1 protein-coding gene is annotated in these 552 nt (G+C 75.2%); it reads left to right on the top strand.

The window, feature by feature from the left end; all coding sequences use genetic code 11:
• The coding region (locus tag B4M60_RS13085) for a glycerate kinase (protein WP_291084776.1) at positions 1-552 on the top strand (552 nt) is incomplete at both ends.

The raw sequence follows: 552 nt of genomic DNA, 5'->3' as shown, positions 1-552 counted from the left end.
CACCTGGTGCTCCTGCGCGCAGACGACCTCGGAGCCCTCGACACGGCGATCGGGCGATTCGGCGCCACCCAGCTCGTCGCCCTCGGCGACCTGCACCAGCCGCTGCTCGGCCTCGCCGGTGTCGCGGCGACCCACGGCCCTGAGCTCGGCGCCGACCCCGCGCACGCCCAACTCATCGAGGCGGCCCTAGGCCACGCCGTCGATCTGGTCCGCCGAGCCCGTCCCGCGCGCCGGGACCTGCTGTCCGGCACCTCCGTGCGGCTGGATCGTCAGCCCGGTGCCGGAGCCGGAGCAGGGCTCGGTTTCGGTCTGGCCGTGCTCGGAGCCGCGCTGCGTGACGGCGCGACCGAGGGACCGCAGGTCGTCGGACTAGCCCAAGCCGTCGCTCGGGCCGACCTCGTCGTCACCGGCTCGACGATCCTGGGTTGGGAGACCCTGCGCTCCAGTGCGAGCGCGGCGGTCGCCCACGCGGCCCAGGAGGGCGGCATACCGGCCATCGCCCTGTGTGGGCGCGTGGAGGCGGGCCGACGCGAGACCATGGCCGCGGGCTAT

This window comes from Dietzia sp. UBA5065 (genome assembly GCA_002415925.1).
Taxonomy (GTDB): Bacteria; Actinomycetota; Actinomycetes; order Mycobacteriales; family Mycobacteriaceae; genus Dietzia.
This window is presented reverse-complemented; position numbering and strand designations above follow the sequence as displayed.